The 17,037-nt window shown below is 62.2% G+C and carries 17 protein-coding genes; 8 read left to right on the top strand and 9 right to left on the bottom strand.

The features are described 5' to 3' along the window. Nucleotides 1-126 precede the first annotated feature (126 nt). The gene (locus JAO85_RS07775; protein WP_080746150.1) at nucleotides 127-1,047 is read left to right on the top strand and encodes an aspartyl/asparaginyl beta-hydroxylase domain-containing protein; all 921 of its coding nucleotides are present in this window, start codon (nucleotides 127-129) and stop codon (nucleotides 1,045-1,047) included. A gap of 189 nt (nucleotides 1,048-1,236) precedes the next feature. Here JAO85_RS07775 and JAO85_RS07780 read toward each other — a convergent pair whose 3' ends face one another. From JAO85_RS07780 to JAO85_RS07815, 8 genes are all read right to left on the bottom strand, one after another. After that, a complete protein-coding gene (locus JAO85_RS07780) occupies nucleotides 1,237-2,838 on the bottom strand; it encodes an RNA polymerase factor sigma-54 (protein ID WP_202787834.1) in 1,602 nt (533 codons plus the stop codon). 145 nt (nucleotides 2,839-2,983) lie between these two features. Then, complete coding sequence (lptB, locus tag JAO85_RS07785) at nucleotides 2,984-3,766, bottom strand: LPS export ABC transporter ATP-binding protein (RefSeq protein ID WP_012840179.1); 783 nt, start codon at nucleotides 3,764-3,766, stop codon at nucleotides 2,984-2,986. After that, nucleotides 3,763-4,419: a lipopolysaccharide transport periplasmic protein LptA gene (gene lptA / locus JAO85_RS07790; protein WP_003068194.1), complete on the bottom strand. Its 657-nt coding sequence runs from the start codon at nucleotides 4,417-4,419 to the stop codon at nucleotides 3,763-3,765. Before lptA ends, lptB begins: the two co-directional genes overlap by 4 nt. Nucleotides 4,420-4,549: 130 nt before the next feature. Continuing rightward, complete coding sequence (locus tag JAO85_RS07795; protein WP_003068192.1) at nucleotides 4,550-5,200, bottom strand: thiol:disulfide interchange protein DsbA/DsbL; 651 nt, start codon at nucleotides 5,198-5,200, stop codon at nucleotides 4,550-4,552. A gap of 160 nt (nucleotides 5,201-5,360) precedes the next feature. Further along, nucleotides 5,361-6,065, bottom strand: a complete 705-nt coding sequence (locus JAO85_RS07800; RefSeq protein WP_012840181.1) for an SPOR domain-containing protein — start codon at nucleotides 6,063-6,065, stop codon at nucleotides 5,361-5,363. A gap of 101 nt (nucleotides 6,066-6,166) precedes the next feature. Then, nucleotides 6,167-7,876: an arginine--tRNA ligase gene (gene argS / locus JAO85_RS07805; protein ID WP_003068188.1), complete on the bottom strand. Its 1,710-nt coding sequence runs from the start codon at nucleotides 7,874-7,876 to the stop codon at nucleotides 6,167-6,169. A 278-nt stretch (nucleotides 7,877-8,154) separates the two neighbouring features. Further along, nucleotides 8,155-8,601 (bottom strand): DUF2214 family protein, encoded by a 447-nt coding sequence (locus tag JAO85_RS07810; RefSeq protein ID WP_087079791.1) that lies wholly within the window; start codon nucleotides 8,599-8,601, stop codon nucleotides 8,155-8,157. An 84-nt stretch (nucleotides 8,602-8,685) separates the two neighbouring features. Then, entirely contained in the window at nucleotides 8,686-9,621 is a 936-nt protein-coding gene (locus tag JAO85_RS07815; protein WP_003060536.1) for a LysR family transcriptional regulator, read from the bottom strand. 388 nt (nucleotides 9,622-10,009) lie between these two features. Between JAO85_RS07815 and JAO85_RS07820 the strand changes: the two genes are divergently transcribed. Together JAO85_RS07820 and JAO85_RS07825 are read left to right on the top strand one after the other, a co-directional pair. After that, entirely contained in the window at nucleotides 10,010-11,203 is a 1,194-nt protein-coding gene (locus JAO85_RS07820) for a sensor histidine kinase KdpD (protein WP_202787835.1), read from the top strand. 12 nt (nucleotides 11,204-11,215) lie between these two features. After that, complete coding sequence (locus JAO85_RS07825) at nucleotides 11,216-11,902, top strand: response regulator transcription factor (RefSeq protein ID WP_039050226.1); 687 nt, start codon at nucleotides 11,216-11,218, stop codon at nucleotides 11,900-11,902. 64 nt (nucleotides 11,903-11,966) lie between these two features. Here the strand turns inward: JAO85_RS07825 and JAO85_RS07830 are convergent, their stop codons facing one another. After that, nucleotides 11,967-12,326 (bottom strand): hypothetical protein, encoded by a 360-nt coding sequence (locus JAO85_RS07830; RefSeq protein WP_003068180.1) that lies wholly within the window; start codon nucleotides 12,324-12,326, stop codon nucleotides 11,967-11,969. 493 nt (nucleotides 12,327-12,819) lie between these two features. On the opposite strand from JAO85_RS07830, the gene JAO85_RS07835 reads away from it, so the two are divergent. The 5 genes from JAO85_RS07835 to JAO85_RS07855 all read left to right on the top strand — a co-directional run bounded on the left by JAO85_RS07835 (nucleotide 12,820) and on the right by JAO85_RS07855 (nucleotide 16,882). Next, complete coding sequence (locus JAO85_RS07835) at nucleotides 12,820-15,012, top strand: malate synthase G (protein WP_202787836.1); 2,193 nt, start codon at nucleotides 12,820-12,822, stop codon at nucleotides 15,010-15,012. A 191-nt stretch (nucleotides 15,013-15,203) separates the two neighbouring features. Beyond that, nucleotides 15,204-15,422, top strand: a complete 219-nt coding sequence (locus tag JAO85_RS07840; RefSeq protein WP_202787837.1) for a cysteine-rich CWC family protein — start codon at nucleotides 15,204-15,206, stop codon at nucleotides 15,420-15,422. Between the two features lie 54 nt (nucleotides 15,423-15,476). After that, a complete protein-coding gene (locus JAO85_RS07845; RefSeq protein WP_003060526.1) occupies nucleotides 15,477-15,665 on the top strand; it encodes a 4-oxalocrotonate tautomerase in 189 nt (62 codons plus the stop codon). Nucleotides 15,666-15,768: 103 nt separating this feature from the next. After that, the gene (locus JAO85_RS07850; RefSeq protein ID WP_003060524.1) at nucleotides 15,769-15,957 is read left to right on the top strand and encodes a 4-oxalocrotonate tautomerase; all 189 of its coding nucleotides are present in this window, start codon (nucleotides 15,769-15,771) and stop codon (nucleotides 15,955-15,957) included. Nucleotides 15,958-16,114: 157 nt separating this feature from the next. Next, a complete protein-coding gene (locus JAO85_RS07855) occupies nucleotides 16,115-16,882 on the top strand; it encodes a class II glutamine amidotransferase (RefSeq protein WP_003068169.1) in 768 nt (255 codons plus the stop codon). Nucleotides 16,883-17,037 lie beyond the last annotated feature (155 nt).

Below are 17,037 nucleotides of genomic sequence, written 5' to 3' on the forward strand. Positions count from 1 at the left end.
CCCGACCGGCTGCTGCGCCTGGCCGTCAAGCGCCGGCAGCTATTGCTTTTGATATTCCCCTACCCCGGTTCTGTTTGACCTGCCCCCATGGTGGCCGCCGGGGTGCCCCCGGTAAAATTGGCCCTTATGGCAAAAATTATCGTTCTGGCACTGGTGCTGCTCTTCTTTGGCTGCGGGCTGTACATGCATCTGCGCGGCAAGGTGCGCCACAAGGTGGTCAAGCAATTGTTTGACCACTCCACGTTCACAGCGCCGTTCAACGTCTTCATGCTGATGTTCAGCAAGGTGCCGCGCACGCCCTATCTGCCCACCAGCACCTTCCCCGAGCTGGCGCCGCTGCAGGCCAACTGGCGCGAGATCCGCGAGGAAGCCGTCAATCTGCAAAAGAACATGCAGATCAAGGCCGCCGCCAATAACGATGACGCAGGCTTCAACTCCTTCTTCAAGACCGGCTGGAAGCGCTTCTACCTCAAGTGGTACGGCGACGCTCACCCTTCGGCCATGGAGCTTTGCCCCAAGACCACGGCCCTGGTGAAATCGATTCCCAGCGTCAAGGCCGCCATGTTTGCCGAGCTGCCGCCCGGCGCCAAGCTCAATCTGCACCGCGACCCCTATGCGGGCTCGCTGCGCTATCACCTGGCCGTGCTGGCGCCCAACGACGACCGCTGCATGATCGAGGTCGACGGCCAGCCCTATAGCTGGCGCGAAGGCGAAGGCGTGATCTTCGACGAGACCTTTATGCACTGGGCCGAGAACCGCTCGGAAGGCAATCGCATCGTGCTGTTCTGCGATGTGGAGCGCCCCATGACCAATGGCTTTGCCCAGTGGCTCAATCACTGGCTGGGCAAGAACGTGGTGGCCGCCGCCAGCTCGCCCAACAACGAGGGCGATCCGCGCGGCATGATCAGCAAGCTGTTCAAGATCTCGTTCTATGCGGGCAAGTACCGCCGTGCCTTCCGTGACTGGAATCCGACCTTCTACAAGATCCTCAAGTTCGGCCTGATGATCGGCGTGCTGGTCTGGTTTATCTGGTGGTTGGTTTCTTGATAACCCCCTGAGGCGCTACGCGCCTTCCCCTGGCCGGGCGCCCCCAAGGGGGACGGCAGCATCGCCGCAAGGGCGGCTCTTGCTCGCTGCCCCTTGCTTGAGGAATGCCTTATCAAGGCTCCCGCCCTAAATGCAGAACAAGAAAGCCGCTGTGCGATGCATCAGCGGCTTTCTTGTTTCTGCGGTGCCCTACAGCGCCTTGCGCAGCGTGGTCGTCGGTATCTTGAGCTGCTCGCGGTATTTGGCAACGGTGCGGCGCGCGCACTCGATGCCCTGCTCCTTGAGCATATCGGCCAGCTTGGCGTCCGACAGCGGCTTTCTGGCATCTTCGGCATCGACAAACTGCTTGATCAGCGCACGCACGGCCGTGCTGGAAGCACTGCCGCCGGTTTCCGTGCCCAGGCCCGAACCGAAGAAATACTTGAGCTCGAAAGTGCCCTGGGGCGTGGCCATGTACTTGGCCGTGGTCACGCGGCTGATGGTGGACTCGTGCAGGCCCAGGGTGTCGGCGATATCGCGCAGCACCAGCGGGCGCATGGCCAGCTCGCCATGCACAAAGAAGTTCTTCTGCCGCTCCACGATGGCTTCGGAAACACGCAAGATGGTGTCGAAGCGCTGCTGGATGTTCTTGATGAACCAGCGCGCCTCCTGCAGCTGCTGCTGCAGCGCCGCATGGCCGTCGCTGTTCTTGTGGCGGCGCAGCACGCCGGCATAGATGTCGTGCACGCGCAGACGCGGCATGACCTCGGGGTTGAGCTGCACGGAGAAGTCCACCCGGCCCGAGCCGGACCGCACCGGGCGCACGATGACATCGGGCACCACGATATGGCGTTCCACGTCGACAAAGCGGCGCCCCGGACGCGGCTCCAGCCTGGCGATCAGGGCCATGGCTTCGCGCAGTTGCTCCTCTCGCGCACCGCACAGGCTGGTGAGCTTGCGCAGATCGCGCCGCGCCAGCAGGTCCATGGGCTGGGCACAGATGGCCTGCGCCAGCAGCAGCCGGCTCATATGCGCCTCGGTCGTGCCCTCGTCCTCGGCCGTGCGGATCAGATCGCGCAGCTGCAGCTGCAGGCACTCGGCCAGATCGCGCGCGCCCACACCCACGGGCTCCAGGCTTTGCAGCAGCTTCAGCGCAATGGCAAAGTGCTGCTCCAGCTCCTCGCGCTCCTCCAAGTCGTCGCCAGCCAGGCTCTGCGCCAACTCCTGCAGGGAATCCTCGAGATAGCCGTCGTCGCTGAGCGACTCGATGAGAAAGCGCAGTGCAGCCATGTCCGCCGCACCAAGATGCAGGCTCAGCGCCTGACGGTGCAGAAAGTCGGTCAGGCTCTGGTGCTCGCGCGCCAGATCGATGGCATCGGTTTCGTCATCGCCGTCGCGGTTGCGCGTGGAGCTGCTGGCCGAGGGCGTATCCCACTCGCTGCTGGATTCGCCGCCCCATTCCCCGTCCTGGCCGTCCATGCCGTCGGCCTCCCAGTTCAGCGTTTCCGGGGTTTCGGGGTTTGATGTCTCCGCTACCGTTTCAGTAGCTTGTTGCGCTTGCGATGCATCTCTTTCAGCATGAATACCATCTGAAGTGCTGTATTCACTGGCGCTAGCAGCTACATCTACAGGAGCATCCCCCGCAGTTTCTGCCTCATCGCCCGCACGTTCCAGAAAAGGGTTGTCGACCAGCATCTGCTCGACTTCCTGCGCCAGCTCCAGGGTGGAGAGCTGCAGCAGCTGAATGGATTGCTGCAGCTGCGGCGTAAGCGATAAATGCTGCGAAACGCGTAGCGAGAGACCTGGCTTCATCGAGGCGCGGCTCCCAGACAATCATCGCAAACGCGCGCAGTGCTATGGACTTGCCGCCGGGCCGCCCCAGGGCAAACCCCGGCGCAGCCGGTCAGGGCCCCTTCCGGGGACAGCGACCACACAAAGTGAGGGAGCGTGGGGGTCATCACATTCTGAAATGTTCGCCCAGATAGACGCGGCGCACATCGGCGTTCTCCACGATCTCCTCGGGCGTGCCTTCGGCCAGCACATGGCCGTCGCTGATGATGAAGGCGTGGTCGCAGATGCCCAGCGTCTCGCGCACGTTGTGGTCGGTGATCAGCACGCCGATGCCGCGCTCCTTGAGGAAGCCGATGATGCGCTGGATCTCGATCACCGCGATCGGGTCGATGCCGGCAAACGGCTCGTCAAGCAGAATGAAGCGCGGTTGCGTGGCCAGGGCGCGGGCAATTTCCACGCGACGGCGCTCACCGCCGGACAGCGCCAGCGCCGGTGACTGGCGCAGATGCTCTACGCGCAGCTCCTGCAGCAAGCCCGTGAGGCGCTTTTCGATCTCGTCGCGCGTCAGCGTCTTGCCCTGCTCGTCCTTTTGCAGCTCCAGCACGGCGCGCACATTGTCTTCCACGCTGAGCTTGCGAAAGATGGAGGCTTCCTGGGGCAGATAGGACAGGCCCAGGCGCGAACGCTGGTGAATCGGCATGCCGCCCACCGGCTGGCCGTCGATGAAAATCTCGCCGCCGTCGCTGCGCACCAGGCCCACGATCATGTAGAACGATGTGGTCTTGCCCGCACCGTTGGGGCCGAGCAAACCGACCACCTCGCCTTTTTGCACGGACAGGGACACATCCTTGACCACCTTGCGGCTGCCGTAGGACTTGGCCAGATGCTTGGCCTCCAGGCGGCTGTCGGACTCGCCGCTGCGGCTGCTGGAGAAAGTCGGCTCGCTCATTTCTTCTCGTCGGCTTTCTCACCGCCCAGCGTCATGCTCTGGCGCAGCTGCGTGGCAGGTGTTGCAGGCTTGGGCTGTGCCCCCGGGGTGCCGTCCTTGGGCGCCATGATGGCGCGCACACGGCCACCCTGTCCCACGGAGGAGCTCGGCAGGCCGCCGCTGGTCTTCTGGCCATCGACGGTATAGACGTCGGTGATGTTGTTGTAGACGATGATGGAGCCCGTGACCTGATCGCTGAGCTGACCGCCACGGTAGCGGCGCATCTCGCCACGACGGATGAACTTGACGATATCGGCCTTGCCGTCGTACTCGATGACTTCGCCTTCGCCCTCGATGAACTCCTCGGGCTGACCGGCCACGGTATCGCGCTTCTGACGGAAGAACGCTCGCTTGCCGGCCTCGGCCTTGATCACACCGTACTGATAGCCCTCGGCGTCCTGCCGCACATCGAGCTGAGCACCGCGCAGCACGATGGAGCCCTTGGTCATCACCACATTGCCAGTAAAGACACTGGTCTGCTGCAGCTCGTCATGACGCAACGCATCCGCCTCGATATTCATGGGCTTGGCGCTGTCGGCTTTTTCGGCATGGACAATGCCGGTCGCTGCTGCCAGGGCGCAGGCCAGCGCAAGAGGTAGGAGTGTTTTTTTCATGGAAGGCACGTTTCTTGCATCCATTGTAGTCATTCCCTTTTTGCAACTTGCGTAAAAAACACCCACAAAAAAGCCCGCACGACGGCGGGCTTGCTGGGCGTCAAACGTCACTGACGTCTGCTGCCTGATCTCAGGCCTTGCGGCTGGAGGCGACCAGCGCATTGACCACGCGCAGCACATTGTCCATATTGCCGGCCTTGGTGCCGTCCGTGTAGTAGCGGCCGGCCACACCCATGGCGGGCACGCCTTCCACGTCATATTCGTTTTGCAGCTGAGCGGCCTTGCGCGCCTGGTTGGCCACGGTGAAGGAGTTGTAGACTTCCTTGAACTTGGCCAGATCCACGCCCTGCTTTCCGACCCAGTCAAAGATGGCGTCGTCGGTCTTGAGCAGATTGCGATCCACGTGGATGGTGCGGAACACCTTGGCGTGCAGCTGGGGCAGCAGGTTCATGCCCTCCAGAGCGTAGTACAGCTTTTGCTGAGGCACGAAAGAGGCATTGAAGGCCACGGGCACGCGGCGCACTACCACATCGGCAGGCTGGCTCTTTGCCCAGGCTTCGAACTGGGGCTCGAAGGCATTGCAATGAGGGCAGCTGTACCAGAAGAACTCGACCACCTCGACCTTGCCGGCCGGCGCGCTCACGCTGGCGGGCTTGCCGAGCTTGATGTAGTCCTTGCCTTCCTTGGGCGCAGCGCCCTGGGCCCAGCTGGAGGAGGCACCCAGACTCAGGGCACCGGCAGCAGCTGCCGAGGCAGCCAGAGAGAATTCGCGACGTTTCATCTAAACAAACTCCTGTATCAGGTCTGCAGTATCAGAGCCAACAGGCCCAAAAAAGTTCAGCTTTGTCAAAACTACCAATGGCACAAGCCAGAGGCCTCAAGCAAGGGCCGCCCCGCAGCTACGCTGCAGTCCCCCGGCGCGCAGCGCCTCAGGGGTCTTGTTATCTGGCCGCGCGCACCAGAGTCGAGTCCACGCCCGCACCGTCGAGCTTGCCCTTGAGCTGCTCGGCATCGTCACGCTTGCTGAACGGCCCCACGCGCACGCGGAAAACGGTGATGCCATTCTGCTCACGCTCGCTGATGCGCGACTCCCAGCCCAGCATGGCCAGCTTGGCACGCTGCGCTTCCGCTTCGCTCTGGCCGCGGAAAGCACCGGCCTGCACAAAGTAGTTGAACGCAGAGTCCGAAGAGGATGCCGTTTGCGCGGCCGCCTTTTCCTTGTCTGCACGCGCCTTGTCTGCCTTGTCGGCGGCGGCGGAGCGCTCCTTGACCAGGTCACCCAGCGGATCACCCGATGCAGGCTTGGCAGGCTTCTCCGGCGTAGAGGGTGGCGGCGGCGTGGTGACTCCGCCGGTTGCAGTAGGTTGTACCGCAGGTGTGGGCGGCGACACCGTCACGTCGCTCGGGGGAACTGGTGGTGTCACCGGGGGCGGTGCAGGCTGGCGGCTCTGCAGCGGTGCGTTGGGGTCCCAGTTCTTGTTGCGCTCGGCCTCGGCCGCATCGCGCTGAGTGTTGTTTCCACCCTTGTTGAGGAAGGGCACCGGCACCTTGGTCACATAGATGGCCACGGCCAGGGCCGCAGCCAGACCGATGACCATGCCAAAGATAAGCCCCAGGATGGTTCCACCGCGTTGCTGGTTCTTCATATCAGTCGCTTAACGCTTTCTGCTTCAGTTATTCCATTCTCAGATCCATCGCCCCCTGACAGGCAAGGCCGGCAAGGTGATCGATGGACAGGAAACTGGGATTACATGCGCTCGGGTGCGCTCACACCCAGCACCGCCAGACCATTGTGCAACACCTGGGCCGTGGCAGCGACCAGGGCCAGACGTGCGAGCTTGACCTTTTCGTCGTCCACCAGAATGCGCTCTGCGTCGTAGTAGCTGTGATAGCTGGAGGCCAGATCGCGCAGATAGAAGGTCACGTCGTGCGGTGCGTTGCCTTCGGCAGCAGCAGTCAGCATCTCGGGGTACTTGGCCAGCAGCAGCATCAGCGCCTGGGCCTGCGGGCCTTCCAGAGCGGACAGGTCCACATCCTTGAGTGCCGCCAGACCTGCACCGCCGGCCTCCTGCCAGGCGCGCAGCACGGACTGGATGCGCGCATGGGCATACTGCACGTAGTACACGGGGTTGTCGTTGTTCTGGGCCACGGCCAGATCCACGTCGAAGGTGTACTCGGTGTCGGGCTTGCGCGAGAGCAGGAAGAAGCGCACGGCATCCTTGCTGGTCCACTCGATCAGATCGCGCAGCGTGACGTAGGAGCCGGCGCGCTTGCTGATCTTGACCTCTTCGCCGTTGCGCACCACGCGCACCATGGTGTGCAGCACGTAGTCGGGGTAGCCCTCGGGGATGCCCACATCGGCAGCCTGCAGGCCGGCACGCACGCGGGCAATGGTGCCGTGGTGGTCCGTACCCTGAATGTTCACCACCTTGGTGAAGCCGCGCTTGAACTTCTGGATGTGATAGGCCACATCGGGCACAAAGTAGGTGTAGCCGCCGTCAGTCTTGCGCATCACGCGGTCTTTGTCGTCGCCGTAGTCGGTGGACCTGAGCCACAGCGCGCCGTCCTGCTCATAAGTCTTGCCGTTGGCGATCAGGCGGTTGACCGTCGCCTCGACATGACCGTTTTCATAGAGGCTGGACTCGAGGTAGTACTCGTCGAACTTGAGGTTGAAGGCCTGCAGGTCCTTGTCCTGCTCGTTGCGCAGATAGGCCACGGCGAACTGGCGGATGTTGTCGTAATCCTCGACATCGCCGTTGGCGGTGAACTCGCGGTCATCGGCCTTGATGGTTTCCTTGGCCAGGAAAGCCTTGGCGATGTCGGCAATGTAGTCGCCGTTGTAGAAATTCTTGGCCAGCGGGTTTTCGCTGTCGGTGGGCCAGCATTCGTCACCAGGCTTGAAGCCTTTGGCGCGCAGCTGGGTGCTCTTGGTCAGGGTGTCGATCTGCACGCCCGCGTCGTTGTAATAGAACTCGCGGTGAACCTTCCAGCCCTGGGTGGAATAGAGGTTGCTGATGGCGTCGCCGATCGCAGCCTGGCGGCCATGGCCCACATGCAGAGGGCCGGTGGGGTTGGCGGAGACGAACTCGACGAGGATGTTTTCACCGCGATCGGCCTGGTAGCCGAACTTCTGGGCTTGCGCCAGCACTTCGCGCACCACCTCCTGCTTGGCAGCAGGCTTGAGGCGAATGTTGAGAAAGCCCGGACCCGCGATTTCAATCGCATCCACCCACTGCTGGAAGGCGGCTGTAGCCTCCAGCGCGGTCTTGAGCTGCTCGCCCAGGGCGCGCGGGTTGGCCTTTAGAGGCTTGGCCAGCTGCATGGCCGCCGTGCAGGCGAAATCGCCATGGGCTGCCACTTTGGGGTTTTCAAACGCAGCGCGTGCGCCGGCGCCGGGCGAGAGTGTTTCGAGCTCAGCAGCCAGGGCTGCGAGCAATTCCTGTTTGACGGAGAGCATCGCGGGATTTTACGTGCCGGATTCAAGTCCTGCCGAATCGCTGGCGCCACACCCTTGTTCCAGGGCCGGTTCACAGGCTGCAGGGCGGTATCCGCATGTTTCGCCGGCCATACCTTCGACAAGCGCTGCTGCTCCTTGATTGGCAACCTGGTCAACGACAGCCACTATGGCGATCCGCGCAATGTGATGCTCAAGCTGCGCGGCAGCTTCTGAATGCTGCAGACGTGAGAAAGGCCGCTTTGCGGCGGCCTTTACCTTTCGCACAGCTTGGCACAGGCCTACATACCGCGCGCCCAGAAGATGGCAACCACGGCGATCACCGGCACCACATGGCCCTGCCACATCACCCATTTACGAGTCTGCTTGATTTCCTCGGGCGCCGGCAGCTGACCGCTGGCATCCAGCGTCTTCTTCCAGCGGCGGAAGGTCAGCGTGGGCTTGAGCGAGAGCAAAAAGGCGATGACGAACAATGTCATCTTGAGATGGAACAGCGGCGAGGCCGTATAGGCTCCCATGCCTTTGACGCCCCAGAGCAGGCGCGCAATGCCGGTCAGCAGCAGGACGATGGCGGCAATGCCGTAAATCATGTCCAGCCTGGCCAGACGCTGCACCACGGCGGCATTCATCCATTCCACACGGCACAGGGCGGCCTGGCTGGTCAGAAACACCACCAGGGTCAGAATCGCCAGCAGATGGGCGCTGGCAAGAACAGCTTCAAAGGTCATGGCTTCACAGTAGAAAAAAGGACGGGTTCAGCGGCCCCTATCAGGCCACGGCGACCGGTCCATTGTCTACCGTTTCAGGCCCGCTCAGAGATCCACGCCGAGACGAAAGAAGTCCGGCTGGTTGTAGTGATGCTTGAGGTAGTCGATCCACATGCGCACGCGCAGCGGCATGTGCTTGCGCTGGGGGAAGACCACGAAGATTCCGTTGGGCGGCGCAGCAAACTCTTCCAGCACGGGCACGAGGCGGCCGGCGGCGATCTCGGCCTCCACCTCCCAGGTGCTGCGCCAGGCAATGCCCCAGCCCCCCAGGCACCAGTCGTGCAGCACCTGACCATCGGAGCAGTCCAGCGGGCCACCCGGCTTGAAGTGCACGACCTCGCTGGTGCCGCTTTCGGGATGCGGGATGCGGAAGGCCCAACCCCGCGTCTGCGAGGCGTCGGACGACAGCGTCAGGCAGTCATGCTGGGTCAGTTCGCTGGGGTGCTTGGGCGTGCCACGGCGCTCCAGATAGCCGGGCGTGGCCACGCACAGGCGGCGATTGTCGGCAATGCGCACGCTGACCAGGGCCGAGTCCGGCAGATCCCCCACGCGCACCGCGCAATCGAAGCCCTCGCCCGCCAGATCGACCACGCGGTCGCTGAGGTTCAGCGAGATGGTGACATCGGGGTGCAGGTCGCGGAAGCGCGGCACCAGCGGCGCCACATGGCGGCGGCCGAAACCGGCAGGCGCCGTGATGCGCAGATGGCCCGTGGCCTTGACGCCGCCGGCCGACACGCTGGCCTCGGCATTGCACACATCGGAGAGCAGGCGCTGGCAATCCTCAAGGAAGGCGCTGCCTTCATGGGTCAGCGAGATGCGACGCGTGGTGCGCACCATGAGCTTGACGCCCAGATGCTCTTCCAGAGCGTCCAGACGGCGCCCCATGATGGCGGGCGCCACACCTTCGGCCTTGGCGGCAGCCGTCAAGCTGCCCCTGGTCGCTACCGATACAAAAGACTCAAATGCCTTGAGTTTGTCCATGACCGCTGCTCCTGTCTGGTCCGTGTTGTCTCCTGCTGCGGTAGCGTGCACTATTAATACAAGAGCACATACCGCACAAGCAGTCTTGATTTCTCAAATGTTTTTATCGAAAGTTCTTTAAACAAGAGCGCTGACTGCTATCACTACAAAAGTCATCAATCAGCGCTGCATGCCTGTCCCGCATGCGACTTCATTGCGATATATCTTACTTAGAAGTCACAAGTTGACAGTGAATCTTTGATGTTTATATATGTTTATATCAAAATTTACCGTTTTCCCTGAGGCAGGAATATCGCTTATTCGCCGGCGCCATGAGCTCTTGGGCAGAGCCAGACGTTAAACCTATGATTTGCAAAACACATTTACAAATCCGCTGCCGCCCGCCGTCATGAGCTTTTCACCCGTTTCTGCCGCCCATCTGGCCGATCTGCTGGGCCGCTCCGGCCAGGGCTGTGCGCTCTGGAATGCCGAAGGGCTGCTGCTCATGGCCACTCCCGCCTGGTGCCAATGGCTGGATATGCCAGAGGACGCAAGTCCCATCGGCCAGCCGCTGCAGGGTCTGCTGCCAGCCCAGATCTGGCAAGTCCACGGCCCGCGCTTTACCGCCGCCGCCCAGGGCTTGCACCAGGAATATGACGACATACGGCCCGGTGATTCCGGTTCTCAGCACCACCGCCGCATACAGCTCACGCCCGGCTCAGCCGATGCCCAGGGGCGGCACGAGGTGCTGATGCAGCTCAGCGACATAGGACGTGAATATGCGTGTGGTGAAGTCATTGCACGCCAGCGCGAGCAGTTGCAGGCCTTGCACGAGCAACTGCGCAGCAGCCGCCAGGACGCGGGCGAGCTCGACAGGTTGCGTACCCTGCTGGACTGGCGCACGGCCATGCTGAGCGAACACAACGAAATGCTGCAGCTGCTCTCCCATGAAATCCGCCAGCCGCTGAACAATGCCTCCGCTGCCATGCAGGCCACGCTCAAGGCCATCGAAGATCTGCATCTGGCCGATGCCGCGCCCGCCGCCAGGGCCTTGCTGCGCGCCGAGCATGTGCTGCAGCAGGTGATAGGCACACTGGACAACACCCTGACCGCCGGCACGATTTTGGCCGCTGGCGGCAAGGCCGGAGCCTCCAGCGAAACCGATCTGCCGACCTTGATCAAGCTGGTGCTGCACGATATTGCGGCCGACCTGCGCCCGCGCATCGATGTGCAATGGCTGACCACGGCACGCACCGTACAGCTGCATCCGGCGCTGATGCGGCTGACGCTTCGCAATCTGCTCAACAACGCCCTGGCCTATGCGCCCGCAGATACCCGGGTGCAGCTGCGCATCTCCGAGTCCGACGAGCCGCTGGCGCTGATTCTGGAAGTCGTGGACCAGGGCCCCGGCATTTCCGAGGAGCTGCTCCCGCGTCTGTTCGAAAAAGGCTCGCGCGGCAACCACAGCCGCCCCGGGGCCGGCCTGGGCCTGTTCATCGTGCATTCGGTCTTGCAGTTGCACCAAGGTACAGTACAAGCTCTGCCGCACAGCCCGCATGGCACGATCATGCGCCTGGTCATTCCCCAAGGTCTTGCCGAATGAGGTCCGCCGCCCATGCTGCCTGCCACTCTTGCCCTGGTCGACGACGACACCGAGTACTGCGAATTTCTGGCCCAGCATCTGCGCGGCCAGGGCGTGGAGGTCACGGCATACAGCGACAGCAGCGACCTGCTGACCGACGACGCACCCTATCGCTTTGATTTCTATGTACTGGACCTGATGCTGCCCGGGGTGGCTGGCACCGAGCTGCTGCGCATCATCCGCAAGCGCAGCCAGGCCGGCGTGCTGATTGTCTCGGGGCGCCTGGGGCCCGAAGTATTTGCCGAGGTCATCAACGCCGGTGCAGATATGTATCTGACCAAGCCCGTGACCTTCGAGCAGGTGGAACTGGCCGTGCGCGCCGTGCACCGGCGCATCATGACCACGGCCCGGACGGCCACGGCCTGGAAGCTGGACAGTCGCCGCAGTCTGCTGACCGCCCCCGATGGCCAGAGCGTGGAGCTGGGCGCCACCGACCTGATGCTGATGGAGTGCTTTTTGCAGGCCCAGGGCGAAACCGTCAGCCGCGACCATATCCGCAGCCTGCTGGCCCATACCAGCGCAGCCGAGTCCGACAACAACCTGCACGCCACCATCTACCGCCTGCGCCGCCGCATCGAAAGGGCGACGCCCGTGGCCGTGCCGCTGCAGTCCCAGCAGAAAGTGGGCTACCAGTTCCGCGCCCCCTTGATCGCGGCCTGATCAATCCGGCGCGAAAAACAAGAACGGGCCTCCAGGCCCGTTGCGTGTCTTCAGTCCGGCTGAATCACATGACGAACTTGGACTCCACATCCGAAACCTTGCGCCTGGCCAGTGCCAGGTTGGCACGGCCGTTGTCCAGCACGTAGTAGATGAAGATGCCGTTGATCTTCTCGGCAGGGCGCAGGATGTGATACTGCTTGCCCAGGGTGATCAGAATGTCTTCGATGCTGTCGTTCAGACCCAGGGACTTCATGGTCTTCATCTTGGCGCGCACCACTTCGGTATTGCCGGCGGCAGCCAGCTCCAGGTCCACGCCGGAACCTATGCTGCCCAGCAGCATGCCGCTGTTGTAATCCACCACTGCCGCGCACATGGCGCCATCCAGGGTCATCAGATCTTGCAGGCTTTCGTTCAGATTCGCCATCAGGAGCTCCTTGGTAAAGATTGGCTGGCCGATATCGGAAGATGCTCAATTTGTTTCAAGATTAACAAATCATTTCTGAGCGCGGATATCGACTTATGACAGACAAAGCCTTGTCATTTGATGGCGCGCACTTACTTCAAAAGCAAAGATAAGACGCGTAAAAACACCGTCCAATCTGCCGCCAGCTCAGGCCTGGCAAGCGATTGAAGCTATTGCTTCGGGAGAAACCTCGCGCCGCCTCCTTCAGGCTCTGCCATCCATTGCGGAGCCCGTCACCGCCGCAGCCGCCGCGCATACCGGTCAGAACTGACGAACTCTGGCGCCTTTGGTACGTAAAACGCATAAACCCCGGGGACTCCATATAAAAACATCATGAGTTCTGAACTATTTAGGCTATTTATGTACTCAAAAAATTCAAATACAGTCTCCACACATGCTGCCCGTGATGGGCAACGACTCCTGAATCCCGAGACATCACAACCAGAGGTTTCCAATGACTGATCGCACCCAAGTCCACGGCCTGCAAGTCGCCACCGAGCTGTACAACTTTGTGAACACGCAAGTGCTGCCTGGCACGGGCGTGGACCAGGACACCTACTGGAAGGGCTTCGACGCCATCGTGGCCGATCTGGCCCCCAAGAACGCAGCCCTGCTGGCCGAGCGCGATCGCCTGCAGACGCAGCTCGATACCTGGCACAAGACCAATCCCGGCCCCATCGCCGACATGGCGGCCTACCGCCAGTTTCTGACCAGCATCGGCTATCTGGTGGAGTCTCCCAAGGACGCCAAGGCCACGACCGAAAACGTCGACGCCGAACTGGCCATTCAGGCCGGCCCCCAGCTGGTGGTGCCCATTCTGAACGCCCGCTACGCGCTGAACGCCGCTAACGCCCGCTGGGGCTCGCTGTACGACGCGCTGTATGGCACGGACGCCATCAGCGAAGAAGGCGGCGCCGAGAAGGGCAAGGGCTACAACCCTGTGCGCGGCGGCAAGGTCATCGCATTCGCACGCAACTTCCTCGATCAGGCCGTGCCCCTGGCTTCCGGCTCGCACAAGGACTCCACCGGCTACGCCGTCGAAGGCGGCAAGCTGGTCGTGTCCCTGAAGGACGGCAGCAAGACCGGCCTGAAGGACGAAGCCAAGTTCATCGGCTACCAGGGCGATGCTGCGGCTCCCAAGTCGGTGCTGCTCAAGAACAACGGCATCCACATCGACATCATCATCAACAAGTCCACCCCCATCGGCAGCACCGATGCTGCCGGCGTGGCCGATGTGGTGGTCGAGGCCGCCCTGTCCACCATTCTGGATCTGGAAGACTCCGTGGCCGCCGTGGATGCCGAAGACAAGGTCAACGGCTACGCCAACTGGCTGGGCATTCTCAAGGGCACGCTGACCGAGTCCTTTGAAAAGGGCGGCAAGATCGTGACCCGTGGTCTGAACCCCGACCGCGAATACACCGGCGCCGACGGCAAGCCCGTGAAGCTGCACGGCCGCTCGCTGATGTTCGTGCGCAACGTGGGCCATCTGATGACCAACCCCGCCGTGCTGTGGGGCCCCGAGCAGAAGGAAATCCCCGAAGGCATCATGGACGCGCTGGTGACCACCGCCATCGCCATCCATGACCTCAAGGGCAACGGTGCCAACGGCATCAGGAACAGCCGCACCGGCAGCGTCTACATCGTCAAGCCCAAGATGCACGGCCCCGCCGAAGCCGCTTTCGCCAACGAGCTGTTCGGCCGCGTGGAAAAGGTTCTGGGCCTGCCCGAGAACACCGTCAAGCTGGGCATCATGGACGAAGAGCGTCGCACTTCGACCAATCTGAAGGCCGCGATTGCAGCCGCCCCGGCACGCGTCGCCTTCATCAACACCGGCTTCCTGGACCGCACCGGCGATGAAATGCACACCGCCATGTATGCCGGCCCCATGGTCCGCAAGGCCGACATGAAGACCTGCGCCTGGCTGCCCGCCTATGAAAAGAACAACGTGCTGGTCGGCCTGAACATGGGCCTGCGCGGCCGCGCCCAGATCGGCAAGGGCATGTGGGCCATGCCCGATCTGATGAAGGCCATGCTGGAGCAGAAGATTGCCCAGCCCAAGGCCGGTGCCAACACCGCCTGGGTGCCCTCGCCCACCGGCGCCACGCTGCACGCCCTGCACTATCACCAGATCAATGTGGCCGACGTGCAAAAGGGTCTGGAAAGCCCCAACGCCGACGCCGAGTGCGACGAGCTGCTGAACGCCATCCTGCAAGTGCCCGTATCCACCAACCCCAACTGGAGCGATGCGGAAAAGCAGCAGGAAGTGGACAACAACGTCCAAGGCATCCTGGGCTATGTGGTGCGCTGGATCGACCAGGGCGTGGGCTGCTCCAAGGTGCCCGACATCCACAACGTGGGCCTGATGGAAGACCGCGCCACGCTGCGCATCTCCAGCCAGCACATCGCCAACTGGCTGCAGCACGGCATCGTCACCGAAGCCATGGTGCGCGACAGCTATGCCCGCATGGCCAAGATCGTGGACGAGCAGAACGCCGGCGACGCCGCCTACAAGAGCCTGGTGGCCAACCCCGATGGCGCGGCTTACCAAGCTGCTCTGGATCTGGTGTTCAAGGGCAAGGAACAGCCTTCCGGCTACACCGAGCCTCTGCTGCACGCCTGGCGCCTGAAGGTCAAGGCCGGTGCCTGATTGCTGGGCAAGACCGCTCCTGAACAAGGAGTGGCTCCCGCTTGATACCAATGGACTTGAAAGACATTTCTACCCAAATCCATTGATTCAATAGCGCAAGCAGCTATCAAAATGCACTCCATGTCAGTACATCGAGTGCATTTTTCTTGGTCACGGCCCTAGTGGTGCGGTATGGCTTCTACACTGCTGCCATGCCCACCGATTCCCTCGTAGACGCCAGTCGCTGCCCTCTGTGCGGCCAGCCCAACCAGTGCGCCATCAGCGCCGGCCTGCCGCCGAACAGCTGCTGGTGCATGCAGACCCCGGTTTCCCGGGACGCGCTGGAGCGACTGCCCGCAGACGCACGCGGCAAGGCCTGCATCTGCCCCGCCTGTGCACGGCCGGTCGCCGACGATTCCACCCCTGCCTGATCCTGCGCTCACCGCCTTGCAGCTCGGGCATTCCACATCAGCAAGGAGACCTTGATGCCCACCTATCGCATTGAACTGTTTGAAGGCCGCAGCGTTGAACAAAAGCGCAAGCTGGCCGAAGAAATCACCCGCGTGACCACCGAGGTGCTGGGCAGCGCCCCCGAGTCCGTGGACATCATCATCACCGACGTGCCGCGCCACAACTGGGCCACCGGCGGCAAGCTCTGGTCGGAGCAAAGCTGACCGCCTGAATGCGCGGCCGGAACCGTCCCGGGACGGATCTTGGCCAGCCCGGCCTTATGATGGGCCTCTTTTCCCAACCCCAAGCCAGCAAGGAAACCTGCACATGCCCACCTACCATGTCGAAATGATGGAAGGCCGTACCGTCGAACAAAAGCGCAAGCTGGTCGAAGAAATCACCCGCGTCAGCGTTGAAGTGCTGGGCGGCTCGCCCGAATCGGTGGACATCATCATCACCGACATCAAGCGTCACGACTGGGCCACCGGCGGCAAACTCTGGCTGGACCGCGAATAGGCCATCGCCGCCCTCTTGCGCAAAGCAGCTTCGGCTGCTTTTTTCATGCCGGCTGGGCAGCGGTTGACGATCTCTGCCATACAGCACCATCATTGACGAGATCATCCATAGATTCTTGGGCTATAAAGCTTTTTTGCTTGAAAGATATGACGAAGCCATGTGCCAGCTGCTTGGAATGAACTGCAACACGCCTACCGATGTGCGCTTTAGCTTCTCAGGCTTCACGCAGCGCGCAGGCAACACCGGCGACCACACAGACGGCTGGGGCATCGCCTTCTTCGAAGACAAGGGCCTGCGCCACTTCGTCGATCACGAACGCGCCATCGACTCCCAGATCGCCAAGCTCATCCGCGAATACCCGATCAAGAGCACCAACGTCATCGCCCATATCCGCAAGGCCACTCAGGGCGTGGTCAGCCTGCAGAACTGCCATCCCTTTGTGCGCGAGCTCTGGGGACGCAACTGGGTCTTCGCGCACAACGGCGATCTCAAGAACTTCGCCCCCAAGCTGCACGCCCACTTCCAGCCCATTGGCAACACGGACAGCGAGCAGGCCTTCTGCTGGATCATGCAGGAGCTGTGGAAGTCCCATGCCGGCGTGCCCAGCATCGAAGAGCTGACCCACACCCTGCGCGAGCTGGCCGCCAAGATCGCACCGCACGGCACGTTCAACTTCCTGCTCTCCAACGGCGAAGCGCTCTGGGCCCATGCCACGACCCACCTCTGCTATGTCGAGCGCCGCCATCCCTTCACCCAGGCGCAGCTGTCCGACGAAGACCTCAGCGTGGATTTCTCCCGCGAAACCACCCCCCAGGACAAGGTGGCCATCATCGTCACCGCCCCTCTGACACAGAACGAGCAGTGGACCCCCTTCCAGAACGGCGAGCTGCGCGTGTTTGTGCATGGTCAGGCGGCGCCTTATTGAAGTGCGCCAGGCCGGCATTGAGAAATAAAAAGAGAGCGCTAGGCGCTCTCTTTTTATGGGTTTCCGGTATTTTTGCAACTGCAATGCTTTGACAGCGTACGACAGGCGCTCCTCGTTTCGAAGCACCCAATAAAAAACCCCGTAATCTTTCGACT

Origin of the sequence: Comamonas sp. NyZ500 (assembly GCF_016772095.1) — a bacterium.
Lineage (GTDB): Bacteria > Pseudomonadota > Gammaproteobacteria > Burkholderiales > Burkholderiaceae_C > Comamonas > Comamonas thiooxydans.